General features: G+C 71.2%; 21 protein-coding genes. 17 read left to right on the forward strand and 4 right to left on the reverse strand.

The window, feature by feature from the left end:
- The first annotated feature begins 14 nt into the window (after nt 1-14).
- From rpsM to truA, 5 genes are all read left to right on the forward strand, one after another.
- Nucleotides 15-395, forward strand: coding sequence for a 30S ribosomal protein S13 (rpsM, locus tag ACIHCL_RS06845; protein ID WP_399857713.1), 381 nt, complete (start codon nt 15-17; stop codon nt 393-395).
- A gap of 104 nt (nt 396-499) precedes the next feature.
- Nucleotides 500-904: a 30S ribosomal protein S11 gene (gene rpsK, locus ACIHCL_RS06850; protein ID WP_125496499.1), complete on the forward strand. Its 405-nt coding sequence runs from the start codon at nt 500-502 to the stop codon at nt 902-904.
- Nucleotides 905-1,029: 125 nt separating this feature from the next.
- Nucleotides 1,030-2,052, forward strand: coding sequence for a DNA-directed RNA polymerase subunit alpha (locus ACIHCL_RS06855; RefSeq protein ID WP_399857716.1), 1,023 nt, complete (start codon nt 1,030-1,032; stop codon nt 2,050-2,052).
- 169 nt (nt 2,053-2,221) lie between these two features.
- A complete protein-coding gene (gene rplQ / locus ACIHCL_RS06860) occupies nt 2,222-2,731 on the forward strand; it encodes a 50S ribosomal protein L17 (RefSeq protein ID WP_399857719.1) in 510 nt (169 codons plus the stop codon).
- Nucleotides 2,732-2,828: 97 nt separating this feature from the next.
- Entirely contained in the window at nt 2,829-3,713 is an 885-nt protein-coding gene (gene truA / locus ACIHCL_RS06865) for a tRNA pseudouridine(38-40) synthase TruA (RefSeq protein WP_399857722.1), read from the forward strand.
- A 127-nt stretch (nt 3,714-3,840) separates the two neighbouring features.
- Here the strand turns inward: truA and ACIHCL_RS06870 are convergent, their stop codons facing one another.
- Nucleotides 3,841-4,692, reverse strand: coding sequence for a hypothetical protein (locus tag ACIHCL_RS06870; RefSeq protein WP_399857725.1), 852 nt, complete (start codon nt 4,690-4,692; stop codon nt 3,841-3,843).
- Between the two features lie 255 nt (nt 4,693-4,947).
- On the opposite strand from ACIHCL_RS06870, the gene ACIHCL_RS06875 reads away from it, so the two are divergent.
- The 4 genes from ACIHCL_RS06875 (at nt 4,948) to glmM (ending at nt 9,704) form a co-directional block, all read left to right on the forward strand.
- Nucleotides 4,948-6,567: an ATP-binding cassette domain-containing protein gene (locus ACIHCL_RS06875; protein WP_399857728.1), complete on the forward strand. Its 1,620-nt coding sequence runs from the start codon at nt 4,948-4,950 to the stop codon at nt 6,565-6,567.
- A gap of 425 nt (nt 6,568-6,992) precedes the next feature.
- Complete coding sequence (rplM, locus tag ACIHCL_RS06880; RefSeq protein WP_399857731.1) at nt 6,993-7,436, forward strand: 50S ribosomal protein L13; 444 nt, start codon at nt 6,993-6,995, stop codon at nt 7,434-7,436.
- A 44-nt stretch (nt 7,437-7,480) separates the two neighbouring features.
- On the forward strand, nt 7,481-7,999 hold the full coding sequence (gene rpsI, locus ACIHCL_RS06885; protein ID WP_399857733.1) for a 30S ribosomal protein S9: 519 nt from the start codon (nt 7,481-7,483) through the stop codon (nt 7,997-7,999).
- Nucleotides 8,000-8,345: 346 nt separating this feature from the next.
- Nucleotides 8,346-9,704, forward strand: a complete 1,359-nt coding sequence (glmM, locus tag ACIHCL_RS06890; protein ID WP_399857735.1) for a phosphoglucosamine mutase — start codon at nt 8,346-8,348, stop codon at nt 9,702-9,704.
- Nucleotides 9,705-9,872: 168 nt separating this feature from the next.
- Here the strand turns inward: glmM and coaA are convergent, their stop codons facing one another.
- The 3 genes from coaA to ACIHCL_RS06905 all read right to left on the reverse strand — a co-directional run bounded on the left by coaA (nt 9,873) and on the right by ACIHCL_RS06905 (nt 12,117).
- Nucleotides 9,873-10,868 (reverse strand): type I pantothenate kinase, encoded by a 996-nt coding sequence (coaA, locus tag ACIHCL_RS06895; protein ID WP_399857738.1) that lies wholly within the window; start codon nt 10,866-10,868, stop codon nt 9,873-9,875.
- Between the two features lie 129 nt (nt 10,869-10,997).
- Nucleotides 10,998-11,510, reverse strand: a complete 513-nt coding sequence (locus tag ACIHCL_RS06900; protein WP_399857739.1) for a nuclear transport factor 2 family protein — start codon at nt 11,508-11,510, stop codon at nt 10,998-11,000.
- A gap of 187 nt (nt 11,511-11,697) precedes the next feature.
- On the reverse strand, nt 11,698-12,117 hold the full coding sequence (locus ACIHCL_RS06905) for an ATP-binding protein (RefSeq protein ID WP_399857742.1): 420 nt from the start codon (nt 12,115-12,117) through the stop codon (nt 11,698-11,700).
- 147 nt (nt 12,118-12,264) lie between these two features.
- On the opposite strand from ACIHCL_RS06905, the gene ACIHCL_RS06910 reads away from it, so the two are divergent.
- The 8 genes from ACIHCL_RS06910 to alr all read left to right on the forward strand — a co-directional run bounded on the left by ACIHCL_RS06910 (nt 12,265) and on the right by alr (nt 20,549).
- Nucleotides 12,265-13,185 (forward strand): helix-turn-helix domain-containing protein, encoded by a 921-nt coding sequence (locus ACIHCL_RS06910; RefSeq protein ID WP_399857744.1) that lies wholly within the window; start codon nt 12,265-12,267, stop codon nt 13,183-13,185.
- The gene (locus ACIHCL_RS06915; RefSeq protein WP_399857746.1) at nt 13,182-13,388 is read left to right on the forward strand and encodes a DUF397 domain-containing protein; all 207 of its coding nucleotides are present in this window, start codon (nt 13,182-13,184) and stop codon (nt 13,386-13,388) included. The genes ACIHCL_RS06910 and ACIHCL_RS06915 overlap by 4 nt, the downstream gene beginning before the upstream one ends.
- Before the next feature lie 459 nt (nt 13,389-13,847).
- Nucleotides 13,848-14,675, forward strand: a complete 828-nt coding sequence (locus ACIHCL_RS06920) for an alpha/beta fold hydrolase (RefSeq protein ID WP_399857748.1) — start codon at nt 13,848-13,850, stop codon at nt 14,673-14,675.
- 216 nt (nt 14,676-14,891) lie between these two features.
- Nucleotides 14,892-16,739, forward strand: coding sequence for a glutamine--fructose-6-phosphate transaminase (isomerizing) (gene glmS / locus ACIHCL_RS06925; RefSeq protein WP_399857750.1), 1,848 nt, complete (start codon nt 14,892-14,894; stop codon nt 16,737-16,739).
- Nucleotides 16,740-16,803: 64 nt separating this feature from the next.
- Nucleotides 16,804-17,172 carry a holo-ACP synthase gene (locus ACIHCL_RS06930; protein WP_399857753.1) on the forward strand — a complete coding sequence of 123 codons (369 nt, stop codon included), beginning with the start codon at nt 16,804-16,806 and terminating at the stop codon, nt 17,170-17,172.
- 3 nt (nt 17,173-17,175) lie between these two features.
- The gene (locus ACIHCL_RS06935; protein WP_399857756.1) at nt 17,176-18,696 is read left to right on the forward strand and encodes an NAD(P)H-hydrate dehydratase; all 1,521 of its coding nucleotides are present in this window, start codon (nt 17,176-17,178) and stop codon (nt 18,694-18,696) included.
- Between the two features lie 194 nt (nt 18,697-18,890).
- Nucleotides 18,891-19,289, forward strand: a complete 399-nt coding sequence (locus ACIHCL_RS06940) for a DUF488 domain-containing protein (RefSeq protein ID WP_399857759.1) — start codon at nt 18,891-18,893, stop codon at nt 19,287-19,289.
- 105 nt (nt 19,290-19,394) lie between these two features.
- Nucleotides 19,395-20,549 (forward strand): alanine racemase, encoded by a 1,155-nt coding sequence (gene alr / locus ACIHCL_RS06945; protein ID WP_399857762.1) that lies wholly within the window; start codon nt 19,395-19,397, stop codon nt 20,547-20,549.
- Nucleotides 20,550-20,654 lie beyond the last annotated feature (105 nt).

A 20,654-nucleotide genomic window follows, 5' to 3' on the forward strand; every position in this document is an offset into this window, starting at 1 on the left:
ACTGGAGCCATTGAATGGCACGCGTTTCAGGTGTTGACATCCCGCGCGACAAGCGCGTGGAGGTCGCCCTCACCTACGTCTTCGGCATCGGGCGCACCCGGTCCAAGGAGATCCTCTCCGCCACCGACGTGAACCCGAACACCCGTGTTCGCGACCTGGCCGAAGAGGAACTGGTCAAGATCCGCGAGTACGTGGACGCCAACCTCCGCACCGAGGGTGACCTCCGCCGCGAGGTCCAGGCCGACATCCGCCGCAAGGTCGAGATCGGCTGCTACCAGGGTCTGCGTCACCGCCGCGGTCTCCCGGTCCACGGCCAGCGCACCAGCACGAACGCTCGTACCCGCAAGGGCCCGCGTCGCGCGATCGCCGGCAAGAAGAAGCCGGGCAAGAAGTAGTCCTCAGCGGACGCACTGCGGTCGCCGGGACCACCGGGACCCGCAGCAGCCAGCGGTCTTCGCTGTAGGACCGATCACCTCCCCTCTCCATCTGGAGTCAAGACATGCCCCCCAAGGGACGTCAGGGCGCAACCAAGAAGGTGCGTCGCAAGGAAAAGAAGAACGTCGCTCACGGCCACGCGCACATCAAGAGCACGTTCAACAACACGATCGTCTCGATCACGGACCCCTCGGGCAACGTGATCTCCTGGGCCTCGGCCGGCCACGTCGGCTTCAAGGGCTCGCGCAAGTCCACCCCCTTCGCCGCGCAGATGGCCGCCGAGTCGGCCGCCCGCCGCGCGCAGGAGCACGGCATGCGCAAGGTCGACGTCTTCGTGAAGGGTCCCGGCTCCGGCCGTGAGACCGCGATCCGCTCGCTCCAGGCCACCGGCCTGGAGGTCGGCTCGATCCAGGACGTCACCCCCACCCCGCACAACGGATGCCGGCCGCCCAAGCGCCGTCGCGTCTGAGGTCTGCGCGGAAGTAGGCACCACGGGTCCGGGCGGTATGGCCCCTCTTCGGGGCGTACCGCCCGTACCCTTGTCAGTACCTGGGGGCGTCAAATAGTGGGCGCCCACGACTGAAGGAACACAACATGCTTATCGCTCAGCGCCCGTCGCTGACCGAAGAGGTCGTTGACGAGTTCCGCTCGCGGTTCGTGATCGAGCCGCTGGAGCCGGGCTTCGGATACACCCTCGGCAACTCCCTCCGCCGCACGCTTCTCTCCTCGATCCCCGGTGCCGCCGTCACCAGCATCCGGATCGACGGGGTCCTGCACGAGTTCACCACCGTGCCGGGCGTCAAGGAGGACGTGACCGACCTCATCCTCAACATCAAGCAGCTGGTCGTCTCCTCGGAGCACGACGAGCCGGTCGTGATGTACCTGCGCAAGCAGGGCCCGGGCCTGGTCACCGCCGCCGACATCGCCCCGCCGGCCGGCGTCGAGGTCCACAACCCGGACCTGGTCCTGGCCACGCTGAACAGCAAGGGCAAGCTGGAGATGGAGCTGACCGTCGAGCGCGGTCGCGGCTACGTCTCCGCCGTCCAGAACAAGCAGGCGGGCCAGGAGATCGGCCGTGTCCCGGTCGACTCCATCTACTCGCCGGTGCTCAAGGTCACGTACAAGGTCGAGGCGACCCGTGTCGAGCAGCGCACCGACTTCGACAAGCTGATCGTCGACGTCGAGACCAAGCAGGCCATGCGGCCGCGCGACGCCATGGCGTCGGCGGGCAAGACCCTGGTCGAGCTGTTCGGCCTGGCGCGCGAGCTCAACATCGACGCCGAGGGCATCGACATGGGCCCGTCCCCGACGGACGCCGCGCTCGCCGCCGATCTGGCCCTGCCGATCGAGGAACTGGAGCTCACGGTCCGTTCCTACAACTGCCTCAAGCGCGAGGGCATCCACTCGGTGGGCGAGCTGGTGGCCCGCTCCGAGGCCGACCTGCTCGACATCCGCAACTTCGGTGCGAAGTCGATCGACGAGGTCAAGGCGAAGCTGGCCGGCATGGGCCTGGCGCTCAAAGACAGCCCTCCCGGATTCGACCCGACGGCCGCCGCGGACGCCTTCGGTGCCGATGACGACGCGGACGCCGGTTTCGCGGAGACCGAGCAGTACTGAGCTGCCTCCGGTCCGAGGCGCCCGGGATCCACGGGTGCCCGGACCGGGGTTCGGGCCCTGGCCCTCATCGCCGGAAGGGGCCTGATCTGAATCTCCCGCGTGGCGTCCGCCGCGCGGGAACTGACACCGGTACCTGACACGGCCGGTGCAGCACACAAGGAGAAGAACCATGCCGAAGCCCGCCAAGGGTGCCCGTCTGGGCGGCAGCGCCGCGCACGAGAAGCTGCTTCTGAACAACCTCGCGAAGGCGCTGTTCGAGCACGGCCGCATCACGACGACCGAGGCCAAGGCCCGCCGCCTGCGTCCGGTCGCCGAGCGCTTCATCACCAAGGCGAAGAAGGGCGACATCCACAACCGTCGCCTGGTGCTGCAGTCGATCACGGACAAGAGCGTCGTCCACACGCTCTTCACCGAGATCGCCCCGCGGTACGAGAACCGCCCCGGTGGTTACACCCGCATCACCAAGATCGGTCCCCGTCGCGGCGACAACGCCCCGATGGCCGTGATCGAGCTGGTCGAGGCGCTGACCGTGGCCCAGCAGGCCACCGGTGAGGCCGAGGCCGCCACGAAGCGGGCGGTCAAGGAGGAGGCCCTCAAGAAGGAGGCCGCCCCCGAGGCCGTCGAGGACGCCAAGCCGGCCGACGCCGAGTCCGCCGACACGGAGTCCAAGGACGCCTGAGCGTTCTGAGACCGCTGGACGGGCCCGCATCACCCTTCGGGGCGGTGCGGGCCCGTTCCGTGGGCAGGGGCAGAAAGAGATCTGTGGGTGAGTGACGGTGGGTGACGAGGTGGAGCCCGGATTCGTACGGTTGCGGCTGGACCTGGCGTACGACGGCAGGGAATTCTCCGGCTGGGCGAAACAGACCGGGCGGCGGACCGTCCAGGGCGAGATCGAGGACGCGCTGCGGACCGTGACCCGTTCGACACGGACGTACGACCTGACCGTGGCCGGACGCACGGACGCGGGGGTGCACGCGCGGGGGCAGGTCGCCCATGTGGACCTGCCGGACGAGGTGTGGGCCGAGCACGGCGACAAGCTGCTGCGGCGGATGGCCGGACGGATGGCGCCCGATGTGCGGATCTGGCGGATCGCCGAGGCCCCGTCCGGGTTCAACGCCCGCTTCTCGGCACTGTGGCGTCGCTACGCGTACCGGGTCTGCGACCGTCCCGGCGGGGTGGATCCGCTGTTGCGCGGTCATGTCCTCTGGCACGACAGGCCGTTGGACGTCGACGCCATGAACGAGGCGGCGGCGCGGATGACCGGCGAGCGCGACTTCGCGGCGTACTGCAAGAAGCGCGACGGCGCCACGACCATCCGCACGCTCCAGAAGCTGAGCTGGGTGCGGGACGAGGCGTCGGGCATCCTGACGGCGACCGTGCAGGCCGACGCGTTCTGTCACAACATGGTGCGGGCGCTGATCGGCGCGGCGCTCTTCGTCGGGGACGGGCGTCGTTCTCCCGAGTGGCCCGCCCGGGTGCTGGCGGCACGGGTACGGAACCCCGGGGTGCACGTGGTGCGCCCGCACGGCCTGACGCTGGAGGAGGTCGCCTACCCGGCCGATGCGTTGCTGGCTGCCCGGGCCGCGGAGGCGCGCAACGTGCGCACGCTCCCCGGGGCGGACGGCACCAACGGCGCCGGGGGCGACGCGGGCTGCTGCTGAGAGCGGTGCGGGCCGGGGCCTCCAACCGGTGCCGGGCCGGGGGAGCGGACCGGTCCCGCTGGTCGGCCTGGGCCCTCGGCCCGTCCGTTGGGGCGGCGGTGGCGAGGGGTGTGCTCTTCGAACCGCCTCAGCCGGTCTCGGCGGTGGCCGCGGCGGAGGCCTGGAGCTCGCCGCGGTGGTGGATCTGGCGGAACGTGAAGTTCCTCAGGTCGTCGCCGGCGGTGTAGGCGTCCTTGTCGTCCGTGGTGACGTTCCTGCCGCTGGTGAAGCCGGTGAGGGAGAAGTAGGCGTAGCGGCCGTAGGAGTTGGAGGTGCGACGGCAGACCGCTCCGGCGGGGCAGAAGGCCGGTACGCCGGAACCGCCGAGCACGGCGACACCGCCGGTGGACTGCTGTGCCGCGCGTCTGGCCCGGGCCTCGGTGGGGAAGACGGCGATGCCGACGGTGACGGCGACGCCGTCCTTGCTGTAGGTGGCCCGGATGAGCTGCTCACAGCCGTTGGAGGTGAGGACAGGGCCCAGGCCGCCCTTGGTGGGGGCGGCGCAGTCCTCCGTCCGGTGGGTCGCGCCCTTGACGTAGACGCGGTCGCCCATCGTCAGCGTCCTGCCGGGGAAGAACGCGTCGGTGGTGATGGGCGCCTTGTCCTTCCCGGCGTCGGATATGTAGTCCTTCGGGTCCGGCGGGGGCGGCGGGGCCACCGAGGAGAAGGACGGCTCGGGCCCGGTGGTCTCGTCGGGCAGGTCGGCCGGCGCCGGGAGGTGACTCGCGTTCTTGCCGGGGGTGGCGGTGTCACCCTTGCCGGACCTGACGACCGCGGTGGCCACGATCGCGCCCACCGCGGCGGTGGCGAGGACGCCGCCGCTGATCAGCAGCCACTTCCTGCGGCGACCCCGCGCCGCGGACGCGTCGGCGAGCGCTGCCCAGTCCGGAGTCGGTGCGCCCCCGGGCCCCCAGGAGGGCCCCCCTTGCCCATAGCTCATGCGGCGCATCCTAGTGCCGCATCAGGCAACGTTCGCCCCGTCGCGACGTCCGGCACGCCCTCTTGCCGCACCGGCCGAAAACCCGAGTACGTCCAGTACCAGGGTTTCCGGCCGGCACACCGAGAGCACGCACCGGACGCGCTCCTTGACGGGCAAACGTCGCCTGCCCTGGCACTGGTACCGCTCGTCCTGGAGCGGCGGGGCCGGAAGATAATCCGGTTGGGCCGATATCGCGCAGCCGTGACAATGCTGCGCATGGGACATCTAGAAGCGGGCCACCTGGAGTACTACCTGCCGGACGGGCGGGTGCTGCTCGCCGACGTCTCGTTCCGGGTGGCGGACGGGGCCGTGGTCGCCCTGGTCGGTGCCAACGGCGCCGGGAAGACCACGCTGCTCAGGCTGCTCTCCGGGGAGCTCCAGCCGCACGGCGGTTCGGTGTCGGTGAGCGGCGGGCTCGGGGTGATGCCGCAGTTCGTGGGGTCGGTCCGGGACGAGCGCACGGTACGGGACCTGCTGGTCTCCGTGGCCCAGCCCCGCATCCGGGAGGCCGCGCTGACCGTCGACCGGGCCGAGGAGCTGATCCTCACCGTGGACGACGAGGCCGCGCAGATGGCATACGCGCAGGCCCTGAGCGACTGGGCGGAGGCGCGCGGCTACGAGGCCGAGACGGTCTGGGACATGTGCACCACGGCCGCGCTCGGCGTCCCGTACGAGAAGGCGCAGTGGCGCGAGGTGCGCACGCTGTCCGGCGGGGAGCAGAAGCGGCTGGTGCTGGAGGCGCTGCTGCGCGGGCCGGACGAGGTGCTGCTGCTCGACGAGCCGGACAACTACCTCGACGTCCCCGGCAAGCGCTGGCTGGAGGAGCGGCTGAAGGAGACCCGCAAGACGGTCCTCTTCGTCTCCCACGACCGCGAACTGCTGTCCCGCGCCGCCGAGAAGATCGTCAGCGTGGAGCCGAGTCCGGCGGGCAGCGATGTGTGGGTGCACGGCGGCGGTTTCGACACGTACCACCAGGCGCGCAAGGACCGGCTCGCCCGGTTCGAGGAGCTGATGCGTCGTTGGAAGGAGGAGCACGCCCGGCTGAAGGCGCTGCTTCTGCGGCTGCGCCAGCAGGCGTCGAACAGCGACGACATGGCGTCCCGCTACCGGGCGATGCAGACCCGTTTCAAGAAGTTCGAGGAGGCGGGCCCGCCGCCGGAGCCGCCGCGCGAGCAGGACATCAGGATGCGGCTGCGCGGCGGACGGACCGGCGTGCGGGCGGTGACCTGCGAGGGCCTGGAGCTGACCGGGCTGATGAAACCGTTCGACCTGGAGGTCTTCTACGGGGAGCGGGTCGCCGTCCTCGGTTCGAACGGCTCCGGGAAATCGCACTTCCTTCGGCTGCTCGCGGGCGAGCCGGTGGCACACACAGGCAACTGGAAGCTGGGGGCGCGGGTGGTGCCGGGGCACTTCGCGCAGACGCACGCCCACCCGGAGCTGTTGAGGCGCACGCTCGTGGACATCCTGTGGACGGAGCACGCCAAGGACCGGGGCGGGGCGATGTCGGTGCTGCGCCGGTACGAACTGGAGCGGCAGGGCGACCAGCCGTTCGAGAAGCTGTCCGGCGGGCAGCAGGCCCGGTTCCAGATCCTGCTGCTGGAGCTGGCCGGGACGACCGCGCTGCTGCTGGACGAGCCGACGGACAACCTGGACCTGGAATCGGCCGAGGCCCTGCAGGCGGGTCTGGAGGCGTACGAGGGGACGGTGCTGGCCGTCACGCACGACCGGTGGTTCGCGCGGTCCTTCGACCGGTACCTGGTGTTCGGCTCGAACGGTGTCGTGCGGGAGTCGAAGGAGCCGGTCTGGGACGAGCGGCGGGTCGAGCGGGCGCGGTGAGCCGGGCCGTTCGCGCGGTGGGAGGCGGGCGGCAGGGGTGTCACCGCCTCCCGTAGGGGGGCCGGGGGGCGGCGGCGGTGCGGGGGAGCGGGGAGGCGGCGACGGTGGCGCTCGCGCGGCCCGGCGGTCCACCGGCCGCGCTCCTGCCGCCGTCTGCGGCCAGCTGAGCCCGGAGGGAGCGGGGGCGGCCCCGCCGGTGTCCGGGGCGGAGCATTTTGACCCGGACGGGGGGGTGGCGGTACGCTCCTGCTCTGTTATGCGTATTGGCTTGGTCGTTCTCACGCGAGGGGCCCTTACGCCGGTCCATCGGGCCGATGACCAGTGGCAGGCACTCGGGTTGCGTCCCCGTGGAGCCGCCAGGGCTGGTGCGATCGGTCGGGTGGCCTTGTCAGGACTCACTCACTGAAGAAGCGAAGGCTACGACCGTGCGTACGTACAGCCCCAAGCCCGGAGACGTGACGCGCCAGTGGCACGTCATCGACGCCCAGGACGTCGTCCTGGGCCGTCTGGCCACCACGGCTGCGAACCTCCTCCGAGGCAAGCACAAGGCGAACTTCGCCCCCCACATGGACATGGGCGACTTCGTCATCATCATCAACGCCGACAAGATCCACCTGTCCGGCAACAAGAAGACCCAGAAGATGGCGTACCGCCACTCCGGGTACCCGGGTGGTCTCCGCTCGGTCCGGTACGACGAGCTGCTGGAGAAGAGCCCCGAGAAGGCCGTCGAGAAGGCCATCAAGGGCATGATCCCCAAGAACAGCCTGGGCCGACAGGTTCTCTCGAAGCTCAAGGTCTACGCGGGTGACCAGCACCCGCACGCTGCTCAGCAGCCGGTCCCGTACGAGATCAGCCAGGTCGCGCAGTAGTTCCGGCCTCCCCCTAAGACCAAGAGAAAGATCTGAGGAGAATCGTGGCCGAGACCACTGTTGAGAACCCGGTCGAGGGCGAAGAGGTTTTCGCCGAGGTGACCACCTTCGAGTCGGAGGTTCCCGTCGAGGGCGAGTACACCAGCGAGTCGCTGGCGTCCCGCTTCGGCGAGCCGCAGCCCGCCGCCGGCCTCGGTCGTCGGAAGAACGCCATTGCCCGCGTCCGGATCGTCCCGGGCACCGGCAAGTGGAAGATCAACGGTCGCACCCTTGAGGACTACTTCCCCAACAAGGTGCACCAGCAGGAAGTCAACGAGCCCTTCAAGGTGCTCGAGCTCGAGAACCGCTACGACGTCATCGCCCGCATCTCGGGTGGCGGCGTCTCGGGTCAGGCCGGCGCCCTGCGCCTCGGTGTGGCCCGTGCGCTGAACGAGGCGGACGTCGACAACAACCGCCCGACGCTGAAGAAGGCCGGTTTCCTCTCCCGCGACGCCCGTGCGGTCGAGCGCAAGAAGGCCGGTCTCAAGAAGGCCCGCAAGGCCCCGCAGTACAGCAAGCGCTAATCCGCCTGCTCATCTGCTCGATACGTTCGCCCCGGCGGCACACCCCGTGCCGACCGGGGCGTTCGTCTATTGGCACCCCCAGGCGTATAACGACATAAGGCGTTCATACGCTAAAGAGGGCCTGCGACACCGTGAAGCCTGCTCCCGGACCCTCTGGGCGCGCGGGTGTGGCGTTGCCGCGACTCGCGTGCTCCGCGTGCCGTTTCGGCGTGGTGCTCCGGATGCCGACCCCTGTGTGGTGCTCGGCCTCCTGCGCGCCGTGTCGTGGGCAGGGAGCGGCTTCATTGCTTTGCTTTGGTTTGTCTTGGTTTGTTGTGCGGTTTCGAAGGACCTTCGGAGGACACCAGTGGGACGACTCTTCGGCACGGACGGTGTGCGCGGTGTCGCCAACGCGGACCTGACGGCTGAGCTCGCGCTCGGTCTGTCGGTCGCTGCAGCGCATGTGCTCGCCGAGGTGGGCACCTTCGAGGGGCATCGGCCGACCGCCGTGGTGGGGCGTGACCCACGCGCGTCCGGGGAGTTCCTGGAAGCCGCCGTTGTCGCCGGGCTCGCCAGCGCGGGCGTGGACGTGCTGCGGGTCGGGGTGCTGCCGACCCCCGCGGTGGCGCATCTGACCGGCGCGCTCGGCGCCGACCTCGGCGTGATGCTCTCCGCCAGCCACAACGCCATGCCGGACAACGGTGTCAAGTTCTTCGCCCGCGGTGGGCAGAAGCTCGCCGACGAGTTGGAGGACCGGATCGAGGCGGTCTACGAGCAGCACCGCACCGGTGAACCGTGGACGCGTCCGACGGGCGCCGGAGTGGGCCGGGTCACGGACTACGCCGAGGGCTTCGACCGGTACGTGGACCACCTCGTCGACGCCCTCCCGAACCGGCTCGACGGGCTGAAGGTCGTGCTCGACGAGGCGCACGGCGCGGCCTCCCGGGTCTCGCCCGAGGCGTTCACGCGGGCCGGGGCCGAGGTCGTCACGATCGGCACCGAGCCGGACGGCCTGAACATCAACGACAACTGCGGCTCCACCCATCTGGACCTGCTGAAGGCCGCCGTCGTCGAGCACGGCGCCCACTTCGGTGTCGCGCACGACGGAGACGCCGACCGCTGCCTCGCCGTGGACGCCACGGGCGAGGAAGTCGACGGCGACCAGATCCTGGCCGTGCTCGCCCTCGCCCTGCGCGAGGCCGGGAAGCTGCGCAAGAACACCGTGGTCGGCACGGTCATGTCCAATCTCGGCTTCAAGACGGCCATGGAGCGGGAGGGCATCGAGCTCGTCCAGACCGCCGTCGGCGACCGCTATGTGCTGGAGTCGATGAAGGCCGAGGGATACGCCCTGGGCGGTGAGCAGTCCGGCCACGTCATCGTGCTGGACCACGCGACGACCGGCGACGGCACCCTGACCGGCCTGCTGCTGGCGGCCCGGGTCGCCGCGACCGGCCGTACGCTCGCCGACCTGGCCGGGGTGATGCAGCGGCTCCCGCAGCTGCTGATCAACGTGCGCGACGTGGACAAGTCCCGGGTGGACAGCTCCCCGGAGATCGCCGCAGCCGTTGCCGAGGCCGAGGCCGAGCTGGGCTCCACCGGGCGCGTACTGCTGCGCCGATCGGGCACGGAGCCGCTGGTACGGGTCATGGTCGAGGCGGCCGACATCGAGCAGGCGCGGGCGGTCGCCGAGCGGCTGGCCGATGTGGTGAAGTCGGCGCTGGGGTAGGCGGTCCCCGGTCTCCGGTCCGCGGTCCTCGGTCCGCGTCCGGGCGGGTGCGCGCGAGTGAGCCGTGCCCGCCCGAGGCGTTCATGGTGCCGAGCGAGGCGTTCGTGGTGCCGGGCGCCGGAGCCTGCGCGGGGACGGCGGCGAGGAGCCGGACGAGCGGGCAGGGGATCAGAGCTTGCGCAGGGACAGCCGCCGCACCTTGTGGTCCGGCCCCTTGCGCAGCACCAGGGTGGCCCGGCCCCGCGTGGGCGCGACGTTCTCCACGAGGTTCGGCCTGTTGATGGTCCGCCAGGTCGTGGCGGCGTACGCCATGGCCTCTTCCTCGGAGACCTGGGTGTACTTGCGGAAGTACGAGGACGGGTTCTGGAACGCCGTCTCGCGCAGCTTCCGGAACCGGTCGAGGTACCAGGTCTCGATGTCCTCGGTGCGCGCGTCCACGTACACGCTGAAGTCGAAGTAGTCGGCGAGCCCCACCCTGGTCCGTCCGTCCTTGCCGGGCAGTGCGGGTTGGAGCACGTTCAGCCCCTCGACGATCAGGATGTCGGGGCGGCGCACGGTGAGCCGCTCCCCGGGCACGATGTCGTAGATCAGATGCGAGTAGACGGGTGCCGTCACCTCGTCCTTGCCCGCCTTGATGTCGGCGACGAACCGGGTCAGCGCGCGCCGGTCGTACGACTCGGGGAACCCTTTGCGCGATACCAGCCCGCGCGCCTTCAGCTCTTTCATCGGCAGCAGGAAGCCGTCCGTGGTGACGAGTTCCACCCGGGGGTGTTCGGGCCAGCGGGCCAGCAGCGCCTGGAGGATGCGGGCGGCGGTGGACTTGCCGACGGCGACACTGCCCGCGACCCCTATGACGAACGGGGTGCCGTGCTGCTCCCCGTGTCCGGTGCCCGTCTCCCCGAGGAAGGTGTTCAGGGCGCCGCGCAGGCCCGAGGTGGCCTGGACGTAGAGGTTGAGCAGTCGGGAGAGCGGCAGGTAGACGTCCCGGACCTCATCGAGGTCGATGACGTCCCCGAGCCCGCGCAGCCGCTCCACCTCCTCGGCGGTCAGCGGCAGCGGGGTCTTGTCGCGCAGGGCGCTCCACTCGGCGCGCGACAGATCGACGTACGGCGTCGCCGCGTGTTCGGCGCGTCGCTGGGTGCTCCGTGACGGCGAAGTGATCACGTGTTCATTGTCGCGGGAGTTGGGACGGAGCGGGGCGTGGGCTCGGTCACGTGGGGTGTGCGGTCGGGATCACGGCCATGCCCGTGATCCCGACCGCATGGCCGGCCGCCCCCACCGCAGGTTGGCCGATCAGGCGCGGGCTTCGCCCGTGCCGCCCTGCCCCGTGCCGCCCTCCCCGGAGGGGCCGATCTGCTCCGTCGCCCCGCCGAAAGGCAGAACCAGGGTCCTCTTGGCCAGCAGCCAGGTTCCGTCCACCTTGCGGAACGTGTCCTCGTAGTGCCCCACATTCGCCGGGAGCCGAGGCGGCACCAGTGTGCCCTCGGTGTATCCGTCGACCCGATAGGTGGCGAAGTACGTGGTGGCGGTGGCGGAGAAGGCCGAATCCACGGTCGCCAGGATGTTGGTGCACATACGGCGCGACAGACGGTCCGCGGGGCGGGATCCGAAGTAGTCGCGCAGCGCATCACGGCCTTCCACGCGACGGCCGTCATAGGGCCATTCCCAGACCCCGTCAGCGGTGAAGAGGTCGGCGACCGAGCTCGGTTGCCCCAGGTCGAGCCTGTGGATGAATTCAAGGACCAGGCGTTCGATGGCTCGCTCCGCGAGCAGACGGTCCAACGGCGTCAGTGCTTCGGCGTCCATGGCCATGTCCTAGCAGGACCACGCCCGCATCCACGACCGAATATCCCGAGGCGAGCAGTTTTCAACCGGGTGCCGCCCCCTGCCGTGCCGCAGGGGACGCGGGACGAGATCGGCACGGAAGGAGGGCACCCGAGCCGGACGCGGACCGGGCGGATGGAACTGGGCGTGGCGGGAGGGAAGTCGGCCGTCACCTCCCGCCGAGTGCGATCTCCGCCCAGACGGTCTTGCGGGGGAAGGGGCCCACTTGCACGCCCCACAGGGCGGAGAGCGCCCCGACGATCAACAGCCCACGGCCCGTCATGGATGGGGCGTCCGGGCCGGGAAGCCGGGGCAGCACATCACCCCGGGCGTCGGTGACTTCGATACGGAGCGTGTCGCCGTGGACGGTCAGCCCGACGCGGAAGTCCCTGCCCGCCACGTCACCGTGCAGCGCGGCGTTGGAGGCCAGCTCGGCGACGACCAGCTCGGCGTCCTCCAGCGGCAGCCCCCAGGAGCGGAGCCGTTCGGTCGCCAGCAGCCTGGCGAGCCGGGCGCCCCGACGGGTGGCGGAGAGCTGGATGGTGAACGTGCCGTGGCATACACGCGGTTGGGTGATTTCTCGATTCACGTCACTCAGCGTGGCCGACGCTGCCTACGCTGAACAGCGATGACATGGGTACGGACGGTGACTGTCCAGCGGTGGTACGGGGCTGTCCATCCAGTACGGCGCCCCGCGCGGAACCGTGCGGGGCGCGGGAAGGGAGGCGGATGTCGTATGGCGGACGAGGGCGAGGGCGTCGGTGGCAGCGAGCGCATCGGCATCGAGGACATCGGGATCCTCGGGGCGGATGGGGGCGACGGGGCGGATGACGCCGACCAGTGCGTCGACCTGGACGACGACTCGGGCGCGGTGATCGCGGCGGTGGGCCGCCAGATTCGGCTGTGGCGGGAGTCGGCGGGGCTGCGGGCGAAGGACCTGGGGGACGCGATCGGGTACGGGGAGAACCAGGTCTACAAGGTGGAGGGCGGAAAACGCATCCCCAAGCCGGAGTTCCTGGACAAGGCGGACCAAGTCCTGGGCGCGGGCGGCAAGATCGCCGCGATGAAGAAGGACTTGAGGGAGGCGCGATACCCGAAGAAGGTCCGGGATCTGGCCAAGCTGGAGCAGGCTGCGGTTGAGGTCGGGGCTTATGCCAACGGTGTCGTGGACGGGCTGCTTCAGACCGAGGAATACGCCCGTGCCCTGTACAAGGAGCGGCGCCCCGCCTACACCGAGGACCAACTGGACCGCTTGGTAGCTGCACGGATGTCCCGCCAGGACATCTTCAAGCGAAGCCCTGCACCGCTTCTGACCTTTGTTCAGGAGGAGGCGACGCTCAGGCGGCCCACTGGCGGGAAGCCGGTTCTGCGGCGGCAGCTTGAACACCTGCTGGAACTGAGCACGTTGAGGCACGTGGAGGTTCAGGTCATGCCAACCGAGACCGAGGAACACGCGGGGCTGGCGGGCGGGCATCGGGTGCTTAAGCTGAGAGACGGCACGTCTGTGGGGCTCAATGAAGTTCAGCTCACGAGTCGGCTGATCAGTGATCCCAGGGAAGTCCAAATCCTTGAGATGCGATACGGCATGATCCGAGCCCAGGCGCTGACCCCTCGGCTGTCACGGATCTTCATCGAGAAACTGCTGGGAGAGACATGAGCGCGAAGTCCTCGTCCGGAGCCACCTTCGAGCTGACGTGGTTCAAAAGCAGCTACAGCACCAATGACGGACCCTCGTGCGTGGAGGTCGCTGTGGTGCCCGGCGCAGTGCGTGTGCGCGACTCGAAGGACGTACGGGGCCCGCACCTCGGGTTCGGGCCGGACACCTGGGCGGAGTTCGTGGCGTACGCGTCCGCCCGCTGAGCGTCGGCCGTTCCACCCGTTCCCGCCTCGCTCCCGTCGTCAGGGGAGTGGGGCGGTCCGCTTTGCCGGGGAGCCCGGATGGGCCCGCGCCCGCCCACGATGGCCGGAAAGACGGATGTGGTGCGGTGAGTCCGCTGCCGAACGGCGAGATCACCGAACTGGTCGCGCTGTGCACCGATGCGCCGTTCGAGTCGGTACCGGTGAACGCCTCGCGGCCCGGGTCTTCGGTTCCAGTGGGGTGCTCGCCGCCCGGCGGGGCTGACGGACTCGGCGGACCGCCGTCCGTCGCCCCGTCTCACCTGACCGGGCTCGTCGGCCTCCCCGGGCGTGCCCGAACGGCGGGTCACGCTTCGGATTGCGCCTCCGGCGCCGGGCCGCACGCTGGGCAGGGAGGCCCGGGGCGGTCGACCCGCCCCGCGCCCGTCTTTTCCCGCAGCCGAGAGGACGGAGGAAGTACGCATGCTCACGTTGACCACGCGCGACGGTGTGGAGATCTTCTACAAGGACTGGGGGCGGGGCCGCCCGGTCGTCTTCTGCCACGGCTGGCCCCTGAACGGGGACGCCTGGCAGGACCAGCTCAAGACGGTCGCGGACAACGGGTACCGCGGCATCGCCCATGACCGGCGCGGCCATGGCCGTTCCACCCCGGTCTGGGACGGCTACGACTTCGACACCTTCGCGGACGACCTCGACGACCTGCTCACCCGACTGGACCTGCGGGACGTCACGCTGGTCGCGCATTCGATGGGCGGCGGGGAACTCGCCCGCTACATCGGCCGGCACGGCACCGGCCGGATCAGGTCCGCGGTGCTGCTCTCCTCGATCACGCCGCTGATGCTCAAGGGCCCCGACAACCCCGAGGGCGTGCCGCAGTCCGCCTTCGACGACATCAAGCGGGGCATCCTCGCCGAGCGTTCGCAGTACTGGAAGGACGCGGCCGTCGGCTTCTTCGGCGCGAACCGGGGCGGTCACAAGGTCACCCGGGGCAACCAGGACGCGTTCTGGCACATGGCCATGGCCGAGACCATCCAGGGCGGTGTCGCCTGCGTCGACGCCTTCGCGGCCACGGACTTCCACGAGGACCTGAAGAAGTTCGACATCCCCGTGCTCGTCGTGCACGGCGACGACGACCAGATCGTCCCGATCGACGCCACGGGCCGCAAGACCGCCGCACTCGTCGCGGACACGACCTTCAAGGTCTACGAGGGCGGCTCCCACGGCATCGCCCTCGTCCCCGGGGACAAGGAGAGGTTCAACCAGGACCTGCTGGAGTTCCTCGGGCGCTGAGACCCCCGACCTGCGTCGGGTTCCCGGCTCCCGCCCCGCCATCCCGCCTGGGCCGTGCGGCGGCGTGCCCCGTCGTTCCGGCCTCCTTCTGCGACGATGCGGGCGAAGGGGGAGAAGTGGAGGGAAAGGGGTGAGTAGGTAAGGAGAGGGATAACTCCCTTGAAAACACTGGAGAGCGGCAAAGGGTAGGAAAGAGCGAGGGAGGAAGGGAACGGTATGTGCGGGATCGTCGGATACGTCGGTGGACAGTCGGCACAGGACGTCGTCGTCGCGGGGCTGAAGCGTCTTGAGTACCGGGGCTACGACTCGGCGGGCATCGCCCTGCTCGCGGACGGCGGGCTGGCCGCGGCGAAGCGGGCGGGCAAGCTCGTCAATCTGGAGAAATCCCTGTCCGAAGCCCCCCTCCCGGCCGGAACCACCGGGATCGGGCACACCCGCTGGGCCACCCACGGAGCGCCCACCGATGTGAACGCGCACCCGCACCTGGACAACGCGGGCCGGGTCGCGGTCGTGCACAACGGGATCATCGAGAACTTCGCCCGTCTGCGCGCCGAACTCGCCGGACGCGGCCACGACCTGACCTCCGAGACCGACAGCGAGGTCGTCGCCCACCTCCTGGCCGAGGCGTTCTCGTCCTGCGCGGACCTGGCCGAGGCGATGCGCCAGGTGTGCCGGCGGCTGGAGGGCGCCTTCACCCTCGTCGCCGTGCACGCGGACGCGCCCGACACGGTGGTCGGGGCCCGGCGCAACTCGCCGCTCGTCGTGGGGGTGGGCGCAGACGAGGCGTTCCTGGCCTCCGACGTGGCCGCGTTCATCGCCCACACCCGCTCCGCGATCGAACTGGGCCAGGACCAGGTGGTGGAGCTGCGCCGCGAGGGAGTCACCGTCACCGACCTCGACGGCAGGCCCGCGACCGTGCGCGAGTACCACGTGGACTGGGACGTCTCCGCCGCCGAGAAGGGCGGCCACGCCTCCTTCATGCTCAAGGAGATCGCCGAGCAGCCCCGGGCCGTCGCCGACACGCTCCTCGGGCGGATCGACGGCGCGGGCGCCCTCCACCTCGACGAGGTACGGATCGCCCCCCATGAGCTGCGGGAGGTCGACAAGGTGGTGGTGGTCGCCTGCGGCACCGCGTTCCACGCCGGGCTGATCGCCAAGTACGCCATCGAGCACTGGACCCGGATCCCCTGCGAGACCGAGCTGGCCAGCGAGTTCCGCTACCGTGACCCGATCCTCGACCACCGCACCCTCGTCGTCGCGATCTCCCAGTCGGGCGAGACGATGGACACCCTGATGGCCGTACGGCACGCCCGCGAACAGGGCGCCAAGGTCCTGGCCATCTGCAACACGAACGGCTCCACCATCCCCCGCGAATCCGACGCCGTGCTCTACACGCACGCCGGACCCGAGGTGGCGGTCGCTTCCACCAAGGCCTTCCTCACCCAACTCGTCGCCTGCTACCTCGTCGCCCTGTACCTCGGCCAGAACTGCGGCACCAAGTGGGGCGACGAGATCCGCACCGTCATCCGCCAGCTCTCCGAGATCTCCGGGGCGGTCACCCGCGTGCTGGGGACCATGGAGCCGGTCCGGGCGCTCGCCCGGTCCCTCGCCGACCACGACACCGTGCTCTTCCTGGGGCGCCATGTCGGCTACCCGGTCGCCCTCGAAGGCGCGCTCAAGCTCAAGGAACTCGCGTACATGCACGCCGAGGGCTTCGCCGCGGGCGAACTCAAGCACGGGCCGATCGCGCTGATCGAGGACGGTCTGCCGGTGGTCGTGATCGTGCCCTCGCCCCGCGGCCGGTCGGTGCTGCACGACAAGATCGTGTCCAACATCCAGGAGATCCGGGCCCGTGGCGCCCGCACCGTCGTCATCGCCGAGGAGGGCGACGAATCGGTGGTCCCCTACGCCGACCACCTCATCAGGATCCCGGCAACGCCTACGCTGCTTCAGCCGCTGGTCTCGACCGTGCCGTTGCAGGTCTTCGCCTGCGAACTCGCGACGGCCCGCGGCAACGACGTGGACCAGCCGCGCAATCTGGCGAAGTCCGTGACCGTGGAGTAGCGCGCACGCCGGCCGGCTTGCGTGCCGGAAAGCCGCCGAGCGAGCGAGTGATGAGGGAACGCCTGTGATCATCGGGGTGGGGATCGACGTGGCCGAGATCGAACGGTTCGGCGCGGCGCTGAAGCGCACGCCGCATCTGGCCGACCGGCTCTTCCTGGAACGGGAACGGCTGCTGCCCAGCGGCGAGCGGCGCGGCATCGCCTCGCTCGCCGCCCGGTTCGCCGCCAAGGAGGCCATCGCCAAGGCGCTCGGCGCCCCGGCGGGGCTGCTGTGGACGGACGCCGAGGTCTACGTCGAGGACAGCGGGCAGCCCCGGCTGCGGGTCCGCGGCACGGTCGCCGCACGCGCGGCCGAGCTGGGCGTACGGCACTGGCATGTGTCGCTCAGTCACGACGCGGGAGTGGCGTCGGCCGTGGTGATCGCGGAGGGTTGAGCCATGCGTACCGCCTACAGCGTTCAGACCGTGCGGGCCGCCGAGCGCGCCCTGATGGACCGGCTGCCCGAGGGGGCTCTGATGCAGCGCGCCGCGGCGGGGCTCGCGGCGGCCTGCGCCGACCTGCTGCGACGGCGCGGACGGGTGTACGGGGCCCGGGTCGTCCTGCTCGTCGGCAGCGGTGACAACGGGGGTGACGCGTTGTACGCGGGCGCCCGGCTGGCCCGCCGGGGCGCCGGGGTGCGCGCCGTGCTGACCTCGCCGGGCCGCGCCCACGCGGGCGGACTCGCGGCGCTGCTCGCGGCGGGCGGACGGGTGGTGGAGCCGGGTACGGGACCGGGTGACGGCACGGGACCGGTGGCGCATGCGGGACCGGAGGTGGACGACCCGGTGACGGCCACCGCCTGGGGCGGGCGCGTCGACCTCGTCGTGGACGGGATCACCGGCATCGGCGGACGCGGCGGGCTGCGACCGGACGCCGCCGCACTCGTGCGGGCCTTCACGGCGACCGGCGCGGCCGTCGTCGCCGTCGACCTGCCCAGCGGGGTCGAGGCCGGCACCGGCGAGGTGCTGGGCGAAGCGGTGCGCGCCGACGCGACCGTCACCTTCGGCACGTACAAGCCGGGCCTGCTCATCGACCCGGCCGCCGAACACGCGGGCGCGCTGCGCCTGGTCGACATCGGGCTCGGGCCCGAACTGCCAAAGGTGCCCGACCTGGAGGCGCTGCAGTACGCGGACCTCGCCGCGCTGCTGCCGGTGCCCGCGGGTGAGAGCGACAAGTACCGGCGGGGCGTCGTCGGAGTGGTCGCCGGATCGGCCCGCTATCCGGGGGCGGCCGTGCTGGCCGTCTCCGGGGCGCTGCGCGGCGGCGCCGGTGCGGTGCGGTACGTCGGTCCGGGCGGCGGCGCGGTCATCGCCCGCCACCCGGAGACCCTGGTGCACGCGGGCCCCCCGTCGAAGGCGGGGCAGGTGCAGGCGTGGGTGGTGGGCCCCGGCCTGGGCGACGGCGCGGAGGCCGCCGAGGCGGTCCGCGACGTGCTGGCCGCCGACGTCCCGGTGCTGGTCGACGCGGACGGGCTGCGGCTGCTCGATCCCGAGGCCGTACGGGCGCGCACCGCGCCGACCGTGCTCACCCCGCACGCGGGCGAGGCCGCCGCCCTGCTCGGCGTCCCGCGCGAGGAGGTCGAGGCCGGGCGGCTCGCCGCCGTACGCGAACTGGCCGCACGTCACCGCGCCACGGTCCTGCTGAAGGGTTCGACGACCCTGGTCGCCACCGCCGACCGGGACGTCCCCGTACGGGTCAACCCGACCGGTACCTCCTGGCTGGCCACGGCGGGCAGCGGGGACGTCCTCTCCGGGCTGACCGGCTCCCTGCTGGCGGCGGGCCTCGCCCCGCGCGACGCCGCCTCCGCCGGTGCCTACCTGCACGGCCTGGCCGCCCGGTTCGCCGCCGACGGCTCGCCCGTCGCCGCCCAGGACGTCGCGGAGGCCATCCCGGCGGCGTGGCGGGACGTACGCGTCTGAGTGATCCTGGGCACAGGCCACGACGGGCCACGACAGGGCGTGACGGGGCGTGCGGACAGGGGCGCCGGCACGGCCGGGAGCGCGGGCGCGGGCGGCGCACGGACGGCGCCCGCGTCGACGGCGACCCGCGCCGGAGGCGCCCCCGCACCGCGGGCGCCGGCACGTGGCGACACGCGCCGACAGGAGGGCCGGCCATGAGCAGGAGAAGCGACGGCAGCGTCAAGGTACGCGTACGCCGGGTGTACGACCCGCCGGAGGACGGCGACGGCACCCGCGTCCTGATCGACCGGCTCTGGCCGCGCGGCGTGGCCAAGGAGCAGGCCGAGATCGACCGGTGGCTCAAGGACGTCACCCCCTCGAAGGAGTTGCGCTCCTGGTACCACGAGGACCGCACCGGCGCCCGCTACGACGACTTCGCCGCCCGCTACCGGGACGAACTCGACGACCCCGTGCACACGGCGGCGGTCGGCGAACTGGTGGACCTGTTCCACGAGGGCGGCCCGGTCACCCTGGTCACGGCGGTCAAGGATGTGCCGCACAGTCATGTCCCGGTCCTCGTCGACCGTCTGGAACACGAGCTGCGCCACCGCTGAGACCGGTCCCCGGCGGTGCGGTGGGCCCGGCGGCGCCCCGTTCCCGGTTCCTTCCGACCGTGCACCGAAAAGGCACATCTGGTGCCTCTGAGAGACTGGGGCACGATGAACGAGACAGCGTCCTTGAGAGCCCGAGCCGAGATCGACCTCGCCGCACTGCGTGCGAACGTGCGCGAACTGCGCGCACGGACGGGCGGCGCGCAGCTCATGGCCGTCGTCAAGTCCGACGCGTACGGGCACGGAGCGGTGCCCTGCGCGCGGGCCGCGCTGGAGGCCGGGGCCACCTGGCTGGGCACCGCGACACCGCAGGAGGCGCTGGACCTGAGGGCCGCCGGTCTCGGCGGCCGGGTGATGTGCTGGCTGTGGACACCCGGCGGGCCCTGGCGCGAGGCGATCGAGGCCGACGTGGACGTGTCGGTGAGCGGCATGTGGGCGCTGCGCGAGGTCGTCGCCGCGGCCGAGGAGGCCGGCGTTCCGGCCCGGGTCCAGCTCAAGGCCGACACCGGGCTCGGGCGCAACGGCTGCCAGCCCGCCGACTGGCCCGAACTGGTCTTTGCCGCCCGCGCCGCCGAGCAGGCGGGCACCCTCCGGGTCACCGGCCTCTGGTCCCACTTCGCTTGCGCCGACGAACCCGGCCACCCCTCCATCGACCGGCAGTTGAACGCGTTCCGGGACATGGTCGGGTACGCGGAGAAGGAGGGCGTCGAGCCCGAGGTCCGGCACATCGCGAACTCTCCGGCGACGCTCACCCTCCCCGAGACCCACTTCGACCTCGTGCGGACCGGGATCGCGATGTACGGCCTCTCGCCCAGCCCCGAACTGGGCACCCCGGCCGACTTCGGGCTGCGCCCCGTCATGACGCTCACCGCGTCGGTCGCCCTGGTCAAGCACGTGCCGGCCGGTCACGGGATCAGCTACGGCCACCACTACACGACCACCCGGGAGACCACCCTGGGCCTGGTGCCGATCGGTTACGCGGACGGCATCCCGCGCCATGCCTCCGGCCGGGCACCGGTCCTGGTCGGTGGAGTACGGCGGCGCGTCGCGGGCAGGGTGGCGATGGACCAGTTCGTCGTCGACCTCGGCGGGGACGAGGTCGAGGTGGGCGGCGAGGCCGTGCTCTTCGGCCCGGGGGACCGCGGCGAGCCGACCGCCGAGGACTGGGCCCGGGCCGCCGACACGATCGCGTACGAGATCGTCACCCGGATCGGGGCCCGGGTGCCCCGCGTCCATCTGGGGGCGACCCCGGCCGAGTCCTGACGGCCGAACCCCCGGGGCCCGCCACGACGACCCGGCACGATCCGATCACGACCGGGACGGACCGGTCCCGGCCCGGCGGGCACGACAGCGTCGGGCACGAGGAGA

The sequence above is a fragment of the Streptomyces sp. NPDC052042 genome, assembly GCF_044548345.1.
Lineage (GTDB): Bacteria > Actinomycetota > Actinomycetes > Streptomycetales > Streptomycetaceae > Streptomyces.

What these genes read in the sequence shown, in the direction of transcription:
- ACIHCL_RS06900 (WP_399857739.1), bottom strand. Translation starts at nt 11,510, where the DNA reads ATGGACGCCGAAGCACTGACGCCGTTGGACCGTCTGCTCGCGGAGCGA.
- ACIHCL_RS06910 (WP_399857744.1), top strand. Translation starts at nt 12,265, where the DNA reads ATGGCGGACGAGGGCGAGGGCGTCGGTGGCAGCGAGCGCATCGGCATC.
- alr (WP_399857762.1), top strand. Translation starts at nt 19,395, where the DNA reads ATGAACGAGACAGCGTCCTTGAGAGCCCGAGCCGAGATCGACCTCGCC.
- ACIHCL_RS06870 (WP_399857725.1), bottom strand. Translation starts at nt 4,692, where the DNA reads ATGAGCTATGGGCAAGGGGGGCCCTCCTGGGGGCCCGGGGGCGCACCG.
- rpsK (WP_125496499.1), top strand. Translation starts at nt 500, where the DNA reads ATGCCCCCCAAGGGACGTCAGGGCGCAACCAAGAAGGTGCGTCGCAAG.
- rplQ (WP_399857719.1), top strand. Translation starts at nt 2,222, where the DNA reads ATGCCGAAGCCCGCCAAGGGTGCCCGTCTGGGCGGCAGCGCCGCGCAC.
- ACIHCL_RS06855 (WP_399857716.1), top strand. Translation starts at nt 1,030, where the DNA reads ATGCTTATCGCTCAGCGCCCGTCGCTGACCGAAGAGGTCGTTGACGAG.
- ACIHCL_RS06935 (WP_399857756.1), top strand. Translation starts at nt 17,176, where the DNA reads ATGCGTACCGCCTACAGCGTTCAGACCGTGCGGGCCGCCGAGCGCGCC.
- ACIHCL_RS06920 (WP_399857748.1), top strand. Translation starts at nt 13,848, where the DNA reads ATGCTCACGTTGACCACGCGCGACGGTGTGGAGATCTTCTACAAGGAC.
- ACIHCL_RS06940 (WP_399857759.1), top strand. Translation starts at nt 18,891, where the DNA reads ATGAGCAGGAGAAGCGACGGCAGCGTCAAGGTACGCGTACGCCGGGTG.
- ACIHCL_RS06915 (WP_399857746.1), top strand. Translation starts at nt 13,182, where the DNA reads ATGAGCGCGAAGTCCTCGTCCGGAGCCACCTTCGAGCTGACGTGGTTC.
- rpsM (WP_399857713.1), top strand. Translation starts at nt 15, where the DNA reads ATGGCACGCGTTTCAGGTGTTGACATCCCGCGCGACAAGCGCGTGGAG.
- glmS (WP_399857750.1), top strand. Translation starts at nt 14,892, where the DNA reads ATGTGCGGGATCGTCGGATACGTCGGTGGACAGTCGGCACAGGACGTC.
- ACIHCL_RS06875 (WP_399857728.1), top strand. Translation starts at nt 4,948, where the DNA reads ATGGGACATCTAGAAGCGGGCCACCTGGAGTACTACCTGCCGGACGGG.